This window comes from Streptomyces sp. NPDC001093 (assembly GCF_040298985.1).
Lineage (GTDB): Bacteria > Actinomycetota > Actinomycetes > Streptomycetales > Streptomycetaceae > Streptomyces.
The window spans coordinates 89,284-106,805 of sequence record NZ_JBEPBF010000001.1 but is presented as its reverse complement, the minus strand read 5'-3'; the positions used below and the strand labels follow the sequence as shown (position 1 = coordinate 106,805).

Below are 17,522 nucleotides of genomic sequence, written 5' to 3'. Positions count from 1 at the left end.
TCTTGCCGACCGCTCGGGCCATCTTGCCAACCGGCCCGCGACGTGTCACGCGAGGGAGTCTAAGGGCACACGTTGCGCTCGCGACGCCGGATGAGAGGGAGGTCCCACGACAAAGTGACAACGAACCGGCCACCACCCGCCGCGCCCGGCCTCGGCTTCCCCGAGACCTTCGCGGGACCTTTACGGGACAGGTGATTTCCCCGGGGGAAGCCATCGGCTGCTGGGGTTGGGGCTGGGCCGGGGCGGCGCTGGGTCGGGGGCCGGTCGGTCGGTTGGCTGGGGGGATCTCTGGGCCGGAGGGGCGAGGGAGGCCGACGTGGAGGGGCCGACGGGCTGACCGGTCGGCGGGCCCACGGCTCAGGTCGCCGGCCCCGACTTCGGCAGCAGCGGCACCATCCGGTCCCACCGTGCGACCTCGCATCCGTTGCTGCGGTCGTAGGCGGCATCGACGCTGCGTCCGGCCCAGGTGCCGGTCACCCGGGCGGTGGCCGGTCCGCCGTAGAGCATGGTGCAGAGGGTGCCGGGCGCCACCGGGGCGAAGAGGTCCCGCCCCCACTGCGTGTGCTCGTCCAGCACCCGGCAGGCCTCCGAGGCGTCCGGGTGGCTTCCGCCGTCCGGGTGACAGAACAGCTCGTACGTCCCGTCCCACCCGGACCCGGCATGCCGCACGACGACGGTGAGGTGATCACCGGGCCGGTCCTCGGGCCGCACGGGCGGCGGTACGGCGGGCGCGGCGACGGCGGGGACGGCGACGGCGGGGGCGGCGGGAAGGACAGCCAGGGCGGACACGGCGACCAGGGCGGATGCGCCGGCGAGGACGGACGGGCCACCGCCATGGACATGCCCTCGTCGAGGGACAGTGCCCCCCGGATCCCCCTGTGGGGCTCTGTGCCCCTGACCCCGCTGAAGGAAAAAGACCATGCCCTGCCCAACGCTCCGGCCCCCCGGACGTTGCGCCCGCGCCGCGCCGCGCGGAAGCCCTTTGCCCTGCGACCCGACTGCCTAGTACCGTGGGGGGCGATTGGTGACAGGCCGCTCGGCTGTGTCATCATCTGCACGCACCACTCGCGCGCTCGCGTGAGCGGTTGTGCTGGAGGCGTCGCCTAGTCCGGTCTATGGCGCCGCACTGCTAATGCGGTTTGGGCCTTAAAGCCCATCGAGGGTTCAAATCCCTCCGCCTCCGCACCGATCCCGAAGCCCCGGTCCCCAGGACCGGGGCTTCGGCGTTCCCGCCCTCGGTCGCCCCTCAGCCCGCCTGCGGACGTTTCCGCAGGTCACAAGGGGTGTGCCAATCGGATTTCACATGTCGGCGGCAGTCATGTAATGTTCTTCCTGTCGCCGGGACGGGGCCGAAAGGGCCGAAACGGAGACAAGAACAAGAGAACAAGCACTCGTAGCTTAACGGATAGAGCATCTGACTACGGATCAGAAGGTTGCAGGTTCGAATCCTGCCGAGTGCGCAGCATGCCAGAGGCCCTGTGGAGTGATCCACAGGGCCTCTGGCTTTGACAAGGGAAAGCCGGCGGGGATCCCGCATACGGCGATGGCCCGGGGTTTCCCAGGCCATCGCCGTTTCTCAGGAGAGCGTCCGGCTCAGGGCACGTACGACTGCGTGTTGCCGGCCCACAGTGCACCACCCTTGCCGGGTCCGCCGGTGCTGGCGTAGACGACGAAGTTGCCGTCGCTCTGCAGCAGGGCGTAGGCGCCGCTGTGGCCGTTTGTGTGGGTGGACCAGAGCGCGCTGCCGGTGCTCGAGTAGACGACGAGGTTGCCGTCGCTCTGCATGTAGGCGTAGGCGCCGGAGTGGCCGGAGGTGCCGGCGGACCAGATCGCCTTGCCGTCGTGCTTGCGGTAGATCACGAAGTTGCCGTCCGGCTGCATCACCAGGCGGGTGTACTGGGTCTGGGCCCACCAGCCGCCCTGGAGCTTCTGGCCCGAGCCGATCTTCGTCGACCTCGTGTAGGTGCCGTCCGACCAGAGCGAGCCGCCGGTGCCGGGCCCGCCGCCGGAGCCGTAGACCACCATGTTGCCGTCGTCCTGCACCAGGAAGTAGGCGCCGCTGTGGCCATTGGTGTGGGTGGACCAGAGTGCGCTGCCGGTGCTCGAGTAGACGACGAGGTTGCCGTCGCTCTGCATGTAGGCGTAGGCGCCGGAGTGGCCGGAGGTGCCGGTGGACCAGATCGCCGGGCCGCTGCTGCTGGTTCCGTTCGTCTTGAGGTAGGCGACCAGGTTGCCGTCGCTGCCCATCGTGAGTGTGATGTTCGCGCTGCTCAGGCGGTGGCCGGAGGTGAGCTTCCGGCCGGGCTGCAGCGAGTTGACCGTGGTGGCGCCTCCGGTGAAGGCGGTGGCGCCGTTGGGGGTGCCGAGGCCGGTCGGGCCGTCGTAGCCGGTGCCGGCGGTGCACAGGTAGCTCGTCGAGCAGGTGCCGTCGCTGCCCGAGGTGACGTCGTTCAGCGCCGACGTGTGGCCGTAGGGGTACGAGGACGGGTAGCTGTTCGCGGTCGGGGTGCCGGCGAGCGCGTAGGTGGCCGCGATGAGGGGTGAGGAGGCGCTGGTGCCGCCGTAGACGTCCCAGCCGGAGGCGCCGTAGGTGTCGTAGACGGCGACGCCGGTGGCCGGGTCGGCGACCGCGGAGACGTCGGCGACGGTGCGCTTGCTGCAGCCGGTGTCGGACTGCCAGGTGGGCTTTGCCTCGTCGGCGGAGCAGCCGGCCCCGGTCCCGTCGGTGCTGTCGTTGGACCAGACAGACTCGCTCCAGCCGCGGGCGTTGCCCGCACGGCTGAGGGAGGTGCCGCCGACCGCGGTGACGTAGGGGGAGGAGGCCGGGTACTGGACGCCGTAGCCGCTGTCTCCCGCGCTGACGGTGATGGCCACGCCGGGGTGGTTGAAGTACTGGACGTCGGCGGTGGTCTCGGTCGGGTCCTCGGGGCCGCCGAAGGAGTTGGAGACGTACTTCGCGCCGAGGGCGACCGCCTCGTTCTCGGCCGTGCCGATGTCCGCCATACCCGTGGAGGAGGCCTCGACGAGCAGGATGTGGCACTGCGGGCAGGCGGCACTGACCATGTCGAGGTCGAGAGAGATCTCGCCGGCCCAGCCGGAGTCCGCGCTCGGGTAGGTGGTGCCGCCGGTCTGGTTCACCTTCTTGAAGCAGCCGTTGGCCGTGGTGCAGGCGGGGAGGCCGTACTGGGACCGGTAGGCGGCGAGGTCGGACTCGGCGTTGGGGTCGTCCATGGCGTCGACGATCGCGACCGTGCGGCCCGAACCGGCCGTGGAGGACGGCAGGTTGTAGGCGCTCTGCAGGTCCGAGGGGCCGTAACCGGACGGAGTGGCGTCGGGGCTGACGGTCAGGTGCTGAACGACGTCGGTGCGGGCCTCTGCGAGGCACGCCACGTGCCCCGGCGTGGTGGCGTGGGCGCACAGGTGTTTGACATGGGGCGCCCCGGTGGCCGACGGTGCGGCGGACGCGGTGGCCGTGAGCCATCCGGTCGATATGAGCGCCGTGGTGGACAGCAGGGCGGCGGTGGATGCCGCCCGACGTCTCCTTGAGAGCAAGAAAATGCCCTTCTTGTGGTGGTGGCGATGGGGACCGAATGGTCTGCCCATGACAGTGGGATGCTGCCGATCAACGCCGATGCGAGATCCGCAGATGGGGGGCGCAGGAACGCTAGCCACGCCGCCGACCACGAACAACGCGGAACAGGTAAAGCCTTGATCAGAGTTGCTCGGCCGCCCACGCAGAACGCTCGGCTGGGAGACCCCGGCCGAGCGTCTGTCCAAGCTGCTCGCGGCTTGATCAACTCACCGCGGTGTTGCTACGACCCCTGGAATTCGCCGTCCCGACGTGCTGCGGCCGGTCCTACGACCTCGGGGTGATGTCGGCCAGGTACCCCGCGGTGACCAGGTCGGAAACCTTGGTGCTCGTCATGAACTGCTCGCCGAGTCCCTCCTGGCCGAACCAGGGCCGGATGGGGCCGGCCTCGACCGTGAACGGCTTGGTGACGCGGTAGAGGTGGTAGTTGAAGGCAGGCGCCTTCGGGTTGTACTCGTCCAGGTTGTTCGGCGGGATGGCGCGCTTCGTGTACGGCGTGCCCTCCGGCGCCAGGAAGAAGCCGGTGCCGGTGCCGAAGAGGTCGACCCGTTTGCCCACCCGGAGGGTTTTCGGCGACTCGACCGGACGGCCGTGGCGGAGCACGAAGCCGTTGTTGTCCGGGTACCACCAGCCGGACTGGTTCTGCTGGTTGGTCTGCCAGTAGCAGCCGAGGAACCAGTACTGCGACGTGTGGTCCTGCGGGCGGTAGCCCCGGAGCATCCGCCCGATGGGGCCGCTCTTCGGGAGGCGGCGGGGGCCCAGTCGCCAGTCGCCGCGGTAGTACTTCTGCAGCCCCGTCGGCGGTGCCATCGTGGTGCTGGCCGTCCGATGGGTGCTCGGGCAGTCGTGGTGTCCGTTTCTGGAGTGCGCCCCGGCGGCCTGGACGGGTGCCGGGGCGATTCCGATCAGAAGGAGTGAAGACGCAAGAGCGCTCCACAGGAAACGTCGCAGTGCGCGCATCCGAGTCCCTTCTCTTCCCTTCTCTTCCGGTCTCCCGGCGCCGGCGGGCACCGGGTACGCGGGCAGGCGTGTCTGGTCGCCGCGAGAAGGGGTGCATCGAGTAGGTCCCCGCAGCGCGGCACGGTGCAGTCAATGCGTGCCGAACGAACAGCGGAGCGAGGTGGCACGGGCAGGTCGCCCGGGCGGCGCAACGGAACGCCTCGGACAGCCGAGCAGACAGGATCCGGCCCCGGTGCGAGGGCTCAGCACTCCTCGTCGGGGTCGTTCCGGTTCAGCTTCTCCAGGTACTCGTGCGCCAGGGCCGTGGCCCGGGTGAACCAGTCGGTGATGACCGCCAGTTCGTTGGCGGAGTAGTCGGAGAACAGGTCCGTCAGGCGTTTGTAGTGGCTTGCGTACACCGCCGCCACGCGGGTGACGGCATCCGGTACGGCGGCCACGCGGACCCGGCGGCGGTCCGTGGGGTCGGGGCGGCGGGTGACGTAGCCGGCGCGTTCCAGGCGGTTGAGGATGCCGGTCACCGCGCCGGTGGTCACGTGGGCGCGGGCGGCGAGGTCACCGGCCGTCAGCAGGTCGTCGCCGGCCTCCAGGACGAAGGCGAAACAGGTCAGGTCCGTGACGTTCAGGCCCAGCCGCCGGGCCAGCTCCTGCTGTCCGATCAGGTGGGCGGCGATGAGGTGGTCCATCGCCGACAGCGCCTGGGCCGGAGTGGCGGGTGGTCGCGGCGTGCCGTGCATCTTTCGGAATCCCTTAGCTCGTGAGATATTCGGTTGAGAAACGTCTTAGCTCGTGAGGGAATCTGAGTCTCGTTCCCGGAGGTGCTGTATGAGTCTGTACGACGAGGGGCACACGGTCGCCGGCTGGACCGGCTTCGGCATCGCGACGGTGGGCAGCGGTGTCGTGGGGCTGGGAGTGTGCAGGGCCTCGCTGCCGCTGGTCGCGGGCGGGCTCACCGTCGTGGCCGTGAGCGTTCTGGTGACGTGGGTCCTGCATCTCGCCGGCTGGGGCAAGCCGCCGGGGGTGCGGCCGCGGCGGGACTGGGGGATGCGGGTACGGGACGCGCAGGCTCGGGAGGGACATCCGGGGTGCGTCAGCTGTCGGCTGGCGGGGCGGGGGCGCCGGGCGGTGACGGTGGCGGTGGCTGCGGGGGCGGGGCGGCCCACGGGTGTCGAATCGATACCTCTGTCACCTATCGAGTGAATGTGCCCTCGGCGAACGGGAGCTGGTGATCGCCGTCTCTAGCTTCCGGGGTGGAGGTGATGCTCGATGTACGAGCAGAACGACACTCCGTCGGAGCAGCCGACGGGGCGCAAGCAGGACGCGATCGACGTCAACGACTTTGTCTTCGCGGCCACGGGGGCGCGGGTGCGGAGGCTGACCACGCCGGAGGGGGAGCACTGGTTTCCGGCGGTGGACGTCGCCGCCCATCTCGGGTACGCAAACACGCGGCAAGCCTTGGGTCTGCACGTCTCCGCAAACTGGCAGAGCAGTCTCCGTGAGATTGCGCAAGGCGTCTATACAGCAGACACTTTGAGCAAACTCGCAGGTCACAGGCTTCAGCGCTCGATGAAACTGGTGAACCTCAAGGGGCTGATCCAGCTCGTCAACGGCTGCACCAAGCCCGAGTGCGCCCCCTTCAAGGAATGGGTCAGCGAGGTCATCGAGACCCTTCAGCGCGACGGCACCTACACCCTCGACCCCGCCCCCGTGCAACCCGCTCCGCACGGCGGCACCGCCTACCTCATGCCCGAACAGGTCGCCGACGCGATCGTCCGGCTGGAGGAGCGGAACATCCGGGCGGACGAGGCCCTGGCCGTCGCGCAGATCGAGCAGATCGAGGAGATGCGCCGCACCAACGACCACCTCGCCGTCCTCACTGACCGCGTAGGCGGTGTGCAGCACGTGCTCGGTCGTATCGCCGACACCCTCGACCTCATCGCCGACCGTATGCGGCCCCCCGCCCCGGCGCCGCCCCGCCCGCCCATCACCCCCCAGCAGCTCCTCGCCACCTGGCGGGCGAAGAACCTGGTCGTCACCGAGGACGTGCACGCCGTCGCCGCGTATCTCGCTCCGGCGCTGGTGCGCGGGCCGGCGCACTGCCGGCTGGAGGAGGTCGCGGAGCGTACGGGGCTCACGCTCGACCGGGTCCATGACTGCCTGCGCATGCTGATCAAGCGGGGGTGCGTGCGGCAGGCGGGGGTCGCGGCGGAAGGGGTGCCGGTGTACGTGCTGCCGTAGGACACGCGCCGTGGCGCACCCACGCAGACAGGCCCGAAGTCGCAAAACGAGGTTGCGGCTTCGGGCCTTCGGTCACCCTACGCTTCTTCGCCGCCCGGAACCCGTTGTCAGACCCAGGCCATACCCTCAAGAGTGATGGCACAGGTGTGGAAATGCTCGGGGCTCCGCTGGTCGCCGGCCGGACCGGCGCTGGTGTGGGACGGCGGGCGGCGCAGTGCGCTGCCGTGGGGGAAGCGGGTCGGCTTCGCCGTGCCGGAGGGGAGCGCCCGGCAGTGTGTGGGGGCGCGCGGGCATGCCTGCCCCACCCGTGCTGCCGTGCCGGGGCGGAGCACGGGCGCCCGGTGCGAGGAGTGTGCGCGGCTGGACCGGGCGCACTCCGTGGCCGCCGACACGATCGCCGACGACCCGCGGCCGTACCGGGTGTATCTGGCGTGGTTCGGGCCCGGCATGGTGAAGGTGGGGATCACCGCGGTCGAGCGGGGCTCCGCCCGGCTGCTGGAGCAGGGTGCCGTCTGTTTCAGCTGGCTCGGCACCGGCCCGCTGATGGCCGCCCGGCGCACCGAGGAGCTGCTGCGGGCCGCGCTCCAGGTGCCGGACCGGATTCCGTACGCCGAGAAGCGGGCGGTGCGGTCGGCGTTGCCGGGGACCGGGGAGGAGCGTGCGGCTCAGGTGCGGGAGCTGCATGCGCGGGCCGTGGCGCTCAGTGGGTGGCCGGAGTCGCTGCGGCCGGAGCCTTGTGAAGTGGTCGATCACGCGGGGGTGTTCGGGCTTGCCGGGGTTTCCTCCGCCCTCGGGGAGGTGGTGGAGCTCGTCCCGGGGGGCCGCGTGAGCGGTGAGCTGGTCGCGGCCGCCGGGCCCGATCTGCATCTGGCGGCCGGCGGGCGCGGGGTGGTCGTGCTCGACACACGGCTGATGACCGGCTGGGAGCTGGTGTCCCCGGGTGGGGCGATGGCCGCCGGACTCACCTTTCCGCTGCGGGAGTTCAGGCACCCGCAGGAGGGATTGTTCTGAGGGCGGCGAGGTGTGGGCCGGCGTGGGCAAAGACTCGGATCCCGTACGGATCCCTTTCGGCAAGGGCCATGGACGCCGAACGGGCCCGCGGCCGACCGTGGTTGCCATGAGCGATCAGACAGACACCCCTGTACGGCCCGCCTCCCTCCCCGAACCCCCTTACTACGCCGTGGTCTTCACCTCGGCCCGTACCGAGGACGACCCCGACGGATACCGGCGCACCGCCGAGGACCTCTCCCGGCTCGTCCGCGCGGTCCCCGGCTTCCTCGGTGAGGACTTCGCCCACAGTCCCGGCGGACTCGCGATCTCCGTCGCCTACTTCCGGGACCTCGCCGGGATCGAGCGGTGGCGGGATCACCCGGCGCACCTCGCGGCCAAGCGGCGCGGCCGGGAGCGCTGGTACGAGCGGTACGCGATCCACATCGCCAGGGTCGAGCACGCGGGCGGCTTCGCGCGGGGGTGAGTGTTTCCCAGGGGCTGCCTGAGAGACGCCTGTGTGTTTCTCAGGCAAATCACAGATGGGGGAAAGCCTCTTCTCAGAGGACCCCGACAAGGTGTGCACCATGACCACGACCTCGCCCCAGGGGCGCACCGAACTGCTGAGGCCGGACGGGAGCCCCGTCCGAGTGCTTGTGGTGGACGACGAGTTGTCGATCACCGAACTGCTGAGCATGGCCCTTCGTTATGAGGGCTGGCAGATCAGGAGTGCGGGGGACGGACAGGGAGCCGTACAGACCGCCCGTGAGTTCCGGCCCGACGCCGTCGTGCTGGACATGATGCTGCCCGACATGGACGGGCTGACGGTCCTCGGGCGGCTGCGGCGCGAGCTGCCGGACGTGCCCGTGCTCTTCCTGACCGCGAAGGACGCGGTGGAGGACCGTATCGCCGGGCTCACCGCCGGCGGCGACGACTACGTCACCAAGCCGTTCAGCCTGGAGGAGGTCGTGGCGCGGCTGCGGGGGCTCATCCGGCGGTCCGGGGCCGCCGACCGGCGTTCCGACTCCGTGCTCGTGGTCGGAGACCTGACGCTCGACGAGGACAGCCACGAGGTGTCGCGGGCCGGGGAGTCCATCCATCTCACCGCCACCGAGTTCGAGCTGCTGCGCTTCCTCATGCGCAACCCGCGGCGGGTGCTCAGCAAGGCGCAGATCCTGGACCGGGTGTGGTCGTACGACTTCGGCGGGCAGGCCAACGTCGTCGAGCTGTACATCTCCTATCTGCGACGGAAGATCGACGCGGGGCGCGAGCCGATGATCCACACCCGGCGCGGGGCGGGTTATCTGATCAAGCCCGCCGTGTCATGAGTGGGCGGCGACGGCCTGGTCCGCAGCAACGCCAGAGGCGGCAGGGGCGACGGGCCGGACAGCCGCGCACGCTGCGGGCGCGGCTCGTCGTCGCTTCCGTGGTGCTGATCGCCATCGTGTGTGCGGTGATCGGGACGGTGACGACGCTGGCGCTGCGGACTCATCTGTACGACCAGCTGGACGGGCAGCTGCGTGAGGCCGCGGCGCGTGCGTCGGGCGACTTCGCGCCGCCCGGCCCGGACAGGGACGCCGGCCTGCCCGGCCAGGTCATGCAGCAGAACCCACGCCGCAAGGTGACCGACCTCAGCGAGTTCGTCAAGCACGGCCCCCAGCCCAGCGGCACGGTCGCGGCCACCGTCGTGGGCGGCTCCGTCACCGAAGGCAAGGTCGGCAAGAAGTCCACGTCGACGTTCGACATGAGCGCCAAGGACCTCACCGACGCCCAGAAGACCGCCCTCGGCGAGGTCGCCCAGGACGGCAAGGCGCACAGTACGGAGCTTCCGGGGCTGGGCACGTACCGCGTCCAGTACAAGAGCGGCTACTACGTCGGCCTCCCCACCGCGGAGGCCGACGGCACCATCAACACCCTGATCCTCGTCGAGATCAGCGTCACCGCCGCCGGTCTCATCGCCGCCACCCTCGCCGGGACGGTCATCGTCGGCGTCGCCACCCGCCCCCTGCGCAAGGTCGCCGCCACCGCCACCCGGGTCTCCGAACTCCCGCTGCACACGGGCGAGGTGAACCTCAGCGAGCGGGTCCCGGAGTCCGAGTGCGACCCGCACACCGAGGTCGGCCAGGTCGGTGCCGCGCTGAACCGGATGCTCGACCATGTGCACGGCGCCCTGCACGCCCGGCAGCAGAGCGAGATGCGGGTACGGCAGTTCGTCGCCGACGCCAGCCATGAGCTGCGCACCCCGCTCGCGTCCATTCGCGGGTACGCGGAACTCACGCGACGGGGGCGGGAACAGGTCGGGCCCGACACCCGGCACGCCCTCGGCCGGATCGAGTCCGAGGCGGGCCGGATGACCCTCCTGGTCGAGGATCTCCTCCTGCTCGCCCGCCTCGACGCCGGGCGGCCGCTGCAGTTCGAGCAGACCGATCTCATCCCGCTGGTCGTGGACACGGTGAGCGACTCCCGCGCGGCCGGCATGGACCACAACTGGCGCCTCGATCTGCCCGACGAACCCGCTCTGGTGTCGGCGGACGCGGCACGCATCCAGCAGGTGCTGGTCAACCTGCTCGGCAACGCCCGCAAGCACACCCCGCCCGGTACGACCGTCACCGCGCGCGTCCAGCGGCGCGGGCCGTGGATGTGCGTCGACGTCGAGGACAACGGGCAGGGCATCCCGCCGGACCTGCTGCCGCACGTCTTCGAGCGGTTCGCGCGCGGCGACTCCGCGCGGTCCAGGGCCACCGGGTCGACGGGCCTGGGGCTCGCCATCGTGCAGGCGGTCGCGGCCGCGCACGGGGGTGCCGTCACCGTCGACAGCGTTCCGGGGCGGACCGTGTTCACCGTGCATCTGCCCGCGCTCGTCCCCGTCGCCGCAGCGCGGCCCGCGCCGGAGACCGACCGGCAGTCGCACTCACAGGCACAGCACAGTGCCACCACATGGGTGCAACAGGGGGTTTGAGTTGAGTCGGTGCCATGCGAACCGACTCTTCTCCCGGCACTCTGCCGGCGCGGGAGCACCTCCCGGCCGGAGACGCCGGTACGCCTGTCCTGGACGTAGTGGTCCCCGTCTACAACGAGGAGAAGGACCTCCAGCCGTGCGTCCGCAGACTGCACGAGCACCTCACGCGCACCTTCCCGTACGCCTTCCGCATCACGATCGCGGACAACGCGTCCACGGACACCACCCCGCAGGTGGCGGCGCGGCTGGAGGCGGAGCTCCCCGAGGTCACCAACTTCCGCCTGGAACACAAGGGCCGGGGCCGGGCCCTCAGGACCGTGTGGTCCGCGTCCGAGGCGCCGGTCCTGGCCTACATGGACGTCGACCTGTCCACCGACCTCAACGCCCTGCTGCCGCTGGTGGCGCCGCTGATCTCCGGCCACTCGGACCTCGCGATCGGCTCCCGGCTCGCCCGCACCTCCCGGGTGGTGCGCGGCCCCAAGCGGGAGCTCATCAGCCGGGCCTACAACCTGATCCTGCGCGGCTCGCTGCAGGCCCGGTTCTCCGACGCCCAGTGCGGGTTCAAGGCGATCCGGCGCGATGTGGCCCAGGTGCTGCTGCCGCTGGTGGAGGACACCGGCTGGTTCTTCGACACCGAGATGCTGGTGCTCGCCGAGCGGGCGGGGCTCCGCATTCACGAGGTGCCGGTCGACTGGGTCGACGACCCCGACTCCACCGTGCACATCGTGAAGACCGCCACCGACGACCTCAGGGGCGTCTGGCGGGTCGGCAAGGCGCTGGCCGGCGGTTCGCTGCCGCTGGACCGGCTCACCCGGCCTTTCGGCGACGACCCGCGCGACCGTGAACTCACCAACGTCCCCACGGGACTTGCCCGTCAGCTCGTCGGCTTCTGCGTGGTCGGCGGCCTGTCCACCCTCTTCTACCTCCTCCTCTACAGCGTCTTCCGGCAGTTCTCCGGCTCCCAGATCGCCAACGCGCTCGCCCTGCTGGTCTCCGCGGTCGCCAACACGGCCGCCAACCGCCGGCTCACCTTCGGGGTGCGCGGCCGGGGCGGCGCCGTACGGCACCAGGCGCAGGGCCTGGTCGTCTTCGGCATCGGCCTCGCGCTGACCAGCGGCTCGCTGGCCGCCCTGAACGCGGCCGGCTCCAGCCCGGCGCACTCCACCGAACTGGCGGTGCTCATCGCCGCCAACCTCGCCGCGACGGTGCTGCGGTTCCTGCTCTTCCGCGCCTGGGTGTTCCCGGACCGCGGCGAGTCCGGCCCCGGTCCGACGGCCGTCGCCTCCCACCCCCTCTCCTCGCCGACCTACAGCACGAGCACGACCCCGCCGCAGGGCACGGCCGCCCCGTACGCATCGCTGCCCCAGCGCCCGGTGCCGTACCAGCAGCCGTATCCGACGGCCGCCCAGGTCCGCGCCGGTGATGCCGCGGACGGCAGCTGGAGGGACGCCACCATGCGACCGCAGCCGGTGCGCCCTCACGACACCGACCCGGGGGACCCCCGATGACCGCGCACCACGACCAGCAGGCCGCCCGGCAGAGCGGTACGGCCGTATGGGGGCCGCCCCCGGCCGCTCCCCCGCGGGCCCCCGAGTCCGGCGATCCGAGGCAGCCGATCCGCCGCAGACTGTGGCGCGGCCGGCCCGAGGACCCCCGCTGGGTGCGCCCGGCCTTCCTCGGCCTGCTGGCCGCCACCCTCCTGCTCTACCTGTACGACCTCAGCGCCTCCGGCTACGCCAACTCCTTCTACTCGGCGGCGGTGCAGGCGGGCAGCACGTCCTGGAAGGCGTTCTTCTTCGGCTCGCTGGACGCGGGCAACGCCATCACCGTCGACAAGCCGGCGGCCTTCCTGTGGCCGATGGAGCTGTCGGTGAGGATCTTCGGCCTCAACTCCTGGGCGATCCTCACCCCCGAGGTCCTCATGGGCGTCGGCACGGTCGCGGTCGTCCACGCGGCCGTGCGGCGCCGGTTCAGCCCGGCCGCGGGACTGATCGCGGGCGCGGTGCTCGCGCTCACCCCGGTCGCCGCGCTGATGTTCCGGTTCAACAACCCGGACGCGATGCTGGCCCTGCTGATGGCACTGGCCTGCTACTTCGTCGTACGGGCGGTGGAGGACGGCCGGACGAAGTGGCTGGTGTGGGCCGGGGTCGCGATCGGCTTCGCCTTCCTCGCCAAGACGCTGCAGGCCTTCCTGATCCTGCCGCCGCTGGCGATCGTCTACGCCGTCTGCGGCCCGGTGCGGCTGCGCCGGCGCCTGGTCCAGCTGGGCCTGGCCACCGTCGCGCTCGTGGTCTCCGGCGGCTGGTGGGTCGCGGTCGTCGAGCTGTGGCCGGCCTCCTCGCGCCCCTACATCGGCGGTTCGCAGAACAACAGCTTCCTGGAGCTGACCTTCGGCTACAACGGCCTCGGCCGCATCAACGGCGACGAGACCGGCAGCGTCGTCCCCGGCGGCAACGGCAACAACGGCGGGGGCGGGATGTGGGGCGCCACCGGCTGGGACCGGATGTTCAACGCCGAGATCGGCAGCCAGATCTCCTGGCTGCTCCCGGCCGCGCTGATCCTGCTGGCCGCGGGCCTGTGGGCGACGCGGAAGCTGAGCCGTACGTCCGTCACGCGGGCCTCGTTCCTGGTGTGGGGCGGCTCGCTGCTGATCACCCTGGTGGTCTTCAGCTACATGGCGGGCATCTTCCACCAGTACTACACGGTGGCGCTCGCGCCGTACCTCGCGGCCGTCGTCGGCATGGGCGCGGGGCTGCTGTGGGAGCGGCGCAAGGAGACCTGGGCGTCGATCACCCTGGCCGCGTCCGTGGTGGCCGCGGCCGCCTGGGGATACGTCCTGCTCAACCGCACCTCGACGTATCTGCCCTGGCTGAAGTGGCTGGTCCTGATCGGCGGGACGGCGGCCGCGCTGGGCCTGGTCTTCGCCGGCCGGATCTCCCGGCGGCCGGCCCTCGGGGCGGCGGCGGTGGGCCTGGTGGCCGCGCTCGCCGGTCCGGCGGCGTACACCCTCAGTACGGTGGACTCCGCGCACACCGGCTCCATCCCGACGGCCGGTCCTGCGGGCGCGAGCATGATGGGCTTCGGCGGCGGCCGGGGGCCCGGAGGCGGGATGCGCGGCGGGTTCGGCGGCGGTGGCATGCCGGGGCGGCCGGGGCAGCAGAACGGCCAGGGCCGACAGGGACAGCAGCCGGGGCAGCAGAACGGCAACGGCTTCCCGGGCGGCGGCTTCGGCGGCGGTGTGCCGGGCCGGATGGGCGAGGGCGGCATGGGCGGTGGCGGTGGCGCCGGCGGCCTGGTGAACGGCGCGAACGTCTCCTCCGCCGCCAGGGAGCTCCTGGCCGAGGGCGCCTCGAAGTACACCTGGGTGGCCGCTTCCGTCGGTTCGCAGAACGCGGCCGGCTACCAACTGGCCACCGGTGACCCGGTGATGGCGATCGGCGGCTTCAACGGCACCGACCCGTCCCCGACGCTTGCGCAGTTCGAGAAGTACGTGGCGGAAGGAAAGATCCACTACTTCATCGCCGGCGGAGGCATGGGCGGGGGCATGGGCGGCAGCGGCAGCGGTACGTCGTCCCGGATCACCTCGTGGGTCGAGAGCAACTTCAAGAAGGTGACGGTCGGTTCGGCCACCTTCTACGACCTCACCCAGAAGAAGAGCGGCTGACAGGCGGAATCAGGCTGGCAGAAGAACCTGTCGTACACCGTATAGGAGTCGCTATACGGTGTACGACATGTCTGCTTCCCAAGGCCACCCCCAGCGCTGGGTGATCCTCGGCGTGATCTGTCTCGCCCAGCTCACCGTCCTGCTCGACAACACCGTCCTGAACGTGGCCATCCCCTCGCTCACCCGCGAGCTGCACGCGGCCACCTCCGACATCCAGTGGATGATCAACGCCTACTCCCTGGTGCAGTCCGGCCTCCTGCTCACCGCCGGCAGCGCCGCCGACCGCTACGGCCGCAAGAAGATGCTCATCGCGGGGCTCGCCCTGTTCGGCATCGGCTCGCTGGTGGCCGGACTCGCGGACTCCACCGGCCAGTTGATCGCCGCGCGCGCCGGCATGGGCATCGGCGGCGCGCTGCTGCTCACCACCACGCTCGCCGTGGCCATGCAGATCTTCACGCCCGAGGAGCAGCCGAAGGCGATCGGCATCTGGAGTGCGGTCGCCGCGCTCGGCTTCGCGGCGGGCCCGCTCATCGGAGGGTTCGTGCTGAACCACTTCTGGTGGGGCGCGATCTTCCTGATCAACATCCCGGTCGCGGCGCTGGGCCTGGTCGCGGTGGCGGCCCTGGTGCCGGAGTCGAAGAGCCCGCGCGGCGACCGGCCGGACCTGCTCGGCGCGCTGCTGTCCACCATCGGCATGGCCTCGCTCGTCTTCGCGATCATCTCCGGCCCCCACCACGGCTGGACCTCGGCGCGGGTGCTGGGCACGGCCGCCGTCGCGGTGGTGGTGCTCGGTGTCTTCGCCTGGTGGGAGAGCCGCGCCGGCGAGCCGATGCTCGACGTCCGCTTCTTCCAGGACCGGCGGTTCACGGGTGCGGTGGCCGGGGCCGTCCTCATCACCTTCGGCATGGGAGGGGCGCTGTTCCTGCTGACCCAGCATCTGCAGTTCGTGCTCGGCTACGGGCCGCTGGAGGCGGGCCTGCGGACCGCTCCGCTGGCCCTGACCGTGGTGCTGCTCAACTTCACGGGGCTGTCGGCGAAGTGGTCCGGGCGGCTGGGTACGCCGGTGTCCGTCGCGCTCGGGATGGTGCTGATGTCGTCCGGGCTGGTGGCCATCGCGGTCGCCTCCGGCGGTTACGCCGGGTTGCTGCTCGGGCTGGTGCTGATCGGGGCGGGGTGCGCTGTCGCCAACCCGGCGATGGCGCACGCCATCATGAGCGCGATCCCTCCGGAGAAGGCGGGGGTGGGGGCCGGTATCAACGGCACCCTCGCCGAATTCGGCAACGGGCTCGGTGTGGCCGTGCTGGGTGCCGTGCTCAGCTCTTCCGTGGCCTCGGGGGAGTCGTTGTCGGCCGGCCTCGGGTCTGGTCAGTTGGTGGGTGCGATTGCCGTGCTGCTGGGTGGGTTCGTGGCAGCGGGGCTGCTTCGGCGGGCCGAGCGGAAGGTCGCCCGGGAGCTCGGGTGATATGGGTATGTGAGCGGAGTCGAGAAAGGTGCGCCGGTGGTGAAGGACGCAGGTCGGTCGCCGCGAGCCAGTGTGTGGCTCGAGGCCAGGGCCCGCCGGGGCGGTCGTGGCGGTGGCGGGCAGCCCTCCGGGCTCGACCGTGAGCGGATCACGACCGTGTCCGTGCGGCTGCTGGATGCCGAAGGGCTGGCGAAGTTCTCCATGCGGCGGCTGGCCGCGGAGCTGAACGTCACCGCGATGTCCCTGTACTGGTACGTCGACACCAAGGACGACCTGCTCGAACTCGCCCTGGACGCGGCCTTCGGCGAGCTGGGGCTGCCGGACCCGGACGCCGGGGGTGAGGACTGGCGCGAGCAGCTGCGCGGGCTGGCCACCGAGTACCGGGCGCTGCTGGTGCGCCACCCCTGGCTGTCGCCGCTGGCGGGGCGCTATCTCAACATCGGCCCGAACGCGCTGGCGTTCGCCCGCGCGGTCCAGCGGGTCGTCGGCCGGGCGGGGCTGCCCGCGCACGGGGTTACGGGGGCGATCTCGGCGGTCTTCCAGTTCGTGTACGGCTTCGGCACGATCGAGGGCCATTTCTTCGCCCGGATCGCGGACACCGGGCTGAGCCCCGACGAGTACTACGAGCAGGCCATGGCCCTGGTGACGGAGGCCCCGGGGACCGCCGAGGTCGTCGAGGAGTCGAAGGCCCTCATGGCGGCCCGCGGCGGGGACACGGTCGACGAGATGCTGGACCGCGACTTCGACTACGCCCTGGACCTGCTGATCGCGGGCATCGAGGCGATGGTCGGCCGGGGCTGACTACTGCCCCTCCACCAGCCGCGCCGGAAAGCCCCCGGTGGCCACGGGGCCCCACCGCTGGGGCGTCACGCGGATGATCGACTTGTCCTGCTTCACCATGGCGGCGCGGGCCGCTTCTGTCTGCGTCCCTTGCACTGCTTCGCGGGCTGCGGGGCGCTGCGTCGGACTCCGTCCGCCGGTGGTGTTGAGGGGTGTTGCTAGTCGTCGCTGACCAGCCGCGCCGGAAAGCCCCCGGTGGCCACGGGGCCCCACCGCTGGGGCGTCACGCGGATGATCGACTTGTCCTGCTTCACCATGGCGGCGCGGGCCGCTTCTGTCTGCGTCCCTTGCACTGCTTCGCGGGCTGCGGGGCGCTGCGTCGGACTCCGTCCGCCGGTGGTGTTGAGGGGTGTTGCTAGTCGTCGCTGACCAGCCGCGCCGGAAAGCCCCCGGTGGCCACGGGGCCCCACCGCTGGGGCGTCACGCGGATGATCGACTTGCCCTGCTTCACCATGGCCGCGCGGTACTCGTCCCAGTCCGGGTGCTCGCCGGCGATGTTGCGGTAGTACTCGACCAGCGGTTCCACCGAGTCCGGGGCATCGACGACCTCGGCCGTGCCGTCGATCTGCACCCAGGGCCCGTTCCACTCGTCGCTCAGCACGAGCAGGCTCACCCGTGGGTCGCGCCGGGCGTTACGGGTCTTGGCCCGCTCGGGGTAGGTGGACACGACGATCCGGCCCGAGTCGTCGACCCCGCAGGTCAGCGGGGAGGCCTGCGGCCCGCCGTCGGCGCGGCGCGTGATGAGCAGAGCGCGGTGGCGAGGCCTGACGAAATCCAGCAACTCGTCCAGCGATACGCGCGTGTTGGTAGCGATGTTCGGTGCCAT

15 protein-coding genes, 2 tRNA genes and 2 pseudogenes are annotated in these 17,522 nt (G+C 71.1%); 12 read left to right on the top strand and 7 right to left on the bottom strand.

Features of this window, described 5'->3' with window-relative positions; translation table 11 throughout:
- Window positions 1-357: 357 nt before the first annotated feature.
- On the bottom strand, window positions 358-789 hold the full coding sequence (locus tag ABT288_RS00580; protein WP_502972710.1) for an SSI family serine proteinase inhibitor: 432 nt from the start codon (window positions 787-789) through the stop codon (window positions 358-360).
- Window positions 790-1,092: 303 nt separating this feature from the next.
- On the opposite strand from ABT288_RS00580, the gene ABT288_RS00575 reads away from it, so the two are divergent.
- Both ABT288_RS00575 and ABT288_RS00570 read left to right on the top strand, forming a co-directional pair.
- A tRNA-Ser gene (locus ABT288_RS00575) sits at window positions 1,093-1,183 on the top strand.
- A gap of 204 nt (window positions 1,184-1,387) precedes the next feature.
- Window positions 1,388-1,460 (top strand) — tRNA-Arg (locus ABT288_RS00570).
- A 133-nt stretch (window positions 1,461-1,593) separates the two neighbouring features.
- Here the strand turns inward: ABT288_RS00570 and ABT288_RS00565 are convergent.
- The 3 genes from ABT288_RS00565 to ABT288_RS00555 all read right to left on the bottom strand — a co-directional run bounded on the left by ABT288_RS00565 (window position 1,594) and on the right by ABT288_RS00555 (window position 5,283).
- Complete coding sequence (locus ABT288_RS00565; RefSeq protein WP_351600823.1) at window positions 1,594-3,552, bottom strand: hypothetical protein; 1,959 nt, start codon at window positions 3,550-3,552, stop codon at window positions 1,594-1,596.
- 304 nt (window positions 3,553-3,856) lie between these two features.
- Window positions 3,857-4,399 carry a TNT domain-containing protein gene (locus ABT288_RS00560; protein WP_351600820.1) on the bottom strand — a complete coding sequence of 181 codons (543 nt, stop codon included), beginning with the start codon at window positions 4,397-4,399 and terminating at the stop codon, window positions 3,857-3,859.
- Window positions 4,400-4,791: 392 nt separating this feature from the next.
- The gene (locus ABT288_RS00555; protein ID WP_351600817.1) at window positions 4,792-5,283 is read right to left on the bottom strand and encodes a MarR family winged helix-turn-helix transcriptional regulator; all 492 of its coding nucleotides are present in this window, start codon (window positions 5,281-5,283) and stop codon (window positions 4,792-4,794) included.
- Between the two features lie 88 nt (window positions 5,284-5,371).
- On the opposite strand from ABT288_RS00555, the gene ABT288_RS00550 reads away from it, so the two are divergent.
- The 10 genes from ABT288_RS00550 to ABT288_RS00505 all read left to right on the top strand — a co-directional run bounded on the left by ABT288_RS00550 (window position 5,372) and on the right by ABT288_RS00505 (window position 16,657).
- The gene (locus tag ABT288_RS00550; RefSeq protein WP_351600814.1) at window positions 5,372-5,746 is read left to right on the top strand and encodes an HGxxPAAW family protein; all 375 of its coding nucleotides are present in this window, start codon (window positions 5,372-5,374) and stop codon (window positions 5,744-5,746) included.
- A gap of 66 nt (window positions 5,747-5,812) precedes the next feature.
- Window positions 5,813-6,784 (top strand): BRO-N domain-containing protein, encoded by a 972-nt coding sequence (locus ABT288_RS00545; protein WP_351600811.1) that lies wholly within the window; start codon window positions 5,813-5,815, stop codon window positions 6,782-6,784.
- A 135-nt stretch (window positions 6,785-6,919) separates the two neighbouring features.
- On the top strand, window positions 6,920-7,795 hold the full coding sequence (locus tag ABT288_RS00540; protein WP_351600809.1) for a DUF2797 domain-containing protein: 876 nt from the start codon (window positions 6,920-6,922) through the stop codon (window positions 7,793-7,795).
- Between the two features lie 106 nt (window positions 7,796-7,901).
- Window positions 7,902-8,258: an antibiotic biosynthesis monooxygenase family protein gene (locus tag ABT288_RS00535; protein WP_351600807.1), complete on the top strand. Its 357-nt coding sequence runs from the start codon at window positions 7,902-7,904 to the stop codon at window positions 8,256-8,258.
- A 100-nt stretch (window positions 8,259-8,358) separates the two neighbouring features.
- Window positions 8,359-9,099: a response regulator transcription factor gene (locus ABT288_RS00530; protein WP_228624329.1), complete on the top strand. Its 741-nt coding sequence runs from the start codon at window positions 8,359-8,361 to the stop codon at window positions 9,097-9,099.
- Window positions 9,096-10,730: a sensor histidine kinase gene (locus ABT288_RS00525; protein ID WP_351600804.1), complete on the top strand. Its 1,635-nt coding sequence runs from the start codon at window positions 9,096-9,098 to the stop codon at window positions 10,728-10,730. Before ABT288_RS00530 ends, ABT288_RS00525 begins: the two co-directional genes overlap by 4 nt.
- 14 nt (window positions 10,731-10,744) lie before the next feature.
- Window positions 10,745-12,238, top strand: a complete 1,494-nt coding sequence (locus ABT288_RS00520; protein WP_351600801.1) for a bifunctional glycosyltransferase family 2/GtrA family protein — start codon at window positions 10,745-10,747, stop codon at window positions 12,236-12,238.
- Window positions 12,235-14,394, top strand: a complete 2,160-nt coding sequence (locus tag ABT288_RS00515) for a glycosyltransferase family 39 protein (RefSeq protein WP_351600799.1) — start codon at window positions 12,235-12,237, stop codon at window positions 14,392-14,394. The genes ABT288_RS00520 and ABT288_RS00515 overlap by 4 nt, the downstream gene beginning before the upstream one ends.
- A gap of 67 nt (window positions 14,395-14,461) precedes the next feature.
- Window positions 14,462-15,856 (top strand): MFS transporter, encoded by a 1,395-nt coding sequence (locus ABT288_RS00510; RefSeq protein WP_351600796.1) that lies wholly within the window; start codon window positions 14,462-14,464, stop codon window positions 15,854-15,856.
- A 36-nt stretch (window positions 15,857-15,892) separates the two neighbouring features.
- Window positions 15,893-16,657 (top strand): TetR/AcrR family transcriptional regulator, encoded by a 765-nt coding sequence (locus ABT288_RS00505; RefSeq protein WP_351600793.1) that lies wholly within the window; start codon window positions 15,893-15,895, stop codon window positions 16,655-16,657.
- Here the strand turns inward: ABT288_RS00505 and ABT288_RS00500 are convergent.
- The 3 genes and pseudogenes from ABT288_RS00500 to ABT288_RS00490 all read right to left on the bottom strand — a co-directional run.
- A pseudogene (locus tag ABT288_RS00500) lies at window positions 16,658-16,765 on the bottom strand (PPOX class F420-dependent oxidoreductase); the annotation flags it as partial.
- A gap of 89 nt (window positions 16,766-16,854) precedes the next feature.
- Window positions 16,855-16,962, bottom strand: a pseudogene (locus tag ABT288_RS00495) (PPOX class F420-dependent oxidoreductase); the annotation flags it as partial.
- Window positions 16,963-17,051: 89 nt separating this feature from the next.
- Window positions 17,052-17,522 (bottom strand): PPOX class F420-dependent oxidoreductase, encoded by a 471-nt coding sequence (locus ABT288_RS00490; protein ID WP_351600790.1) that lies wholly within the window; start codon window positions 17,520-17,522, stop codon window positions 17,052-17,054.

What these genes read in the sequence shown, in the direction of transcription:
- ABT288_RS00560 (WP_351600820.1), bottom strand. Translation starts at nt 4,399, where the DNA reads ATGGCACCGCCGACGGGGCTGCAGAAGTACTACCGCGGCGACTGGCGA.
- ABT288_RS00555 (WP_351600817.1), bottom strand. Translation starts at nt 5,283, where the DNA reads ATGCACGGCACGCCGCGACCACCCGCCACTCCGGCCCAGGCGCTGTCG.
- ABT288_RS00550 (WP_351600814.1), top strand. Translation starts at nt 5,372, where the DNA reads ATGAGTCTGTACGACGAGGGGCACACGGTCGCCGGCTGGACCGGCTTC.
- ABT288_RS00545 (WP_351600811.1), top strand. Translation starts at nt 5,813, where the DNA reads ATGTACGAGCAGAACGACACTCCGTCGGAGCAGCCGACGGGGCGCAAG.
- ABT288_RS00540 (WP_351600809.1), top strand. Translation starts at nt 6,920, where the DNA reads ATGGCACAGGTGTGGAAATGCTCGGGGCTCCGCTGGTCGCCGGCCGGA.
- ABT288_RS00535 (WP_351600807.1), top strand. Translation starts at nt 7,902, where the DNA reads ATGAGCGATCAGACAGACACCCCTGTACGGCCCGCCTCCCTCCCCGAA.
- ABT288_RS00530 (WP_228624329.1), top strand. Translation starts at nt 8,359, where the DNA reads ATGACCACGACCTCGCCCCAGGGGCGCACCGAACTGCTGAGGCCGGAC.
- ABT288_RS00525 (WP_351600804.1), top strand. Translation starts at nt 9,096, where the DNA reads ATGAGTGGGCGGCGACGGCCTGGTCCGCAGCAACGCCAGAGGCGGCAG.
- ABT288_RS00520 (WP_351600801.1), top strand. Translation starts at nt 10,745, where the DNA reads ATGCGAACCGACTCTTCTCCCGGCACTCTGCCGGCGCGGGAGCACCTC.
- ABT288_RS00515 (WP_351600799.1), top strand. Translation starts at nt 12,235, where the DNA reads ATGACCGCGCACCACGACCAGCAGGCCGCCCGGCAGAGCGGTACGGCC.
- ABT288_RS00510 (WP_351600796.1), top strand. Translation starts at nt 14,462, where the DNA reads ATGTCTGCTTCCCAAGGCCACCCCCAGCGCTGGGTGATCCTCGGCGTG.
- ABT288_RS00490 (WP_351600790.1), bottom strand. Translation starts at nt 17,522, where the DNA reads ATGGCACCGAACATCGCTACCAACACGCGCGTATCGCTGGACGAGTTG.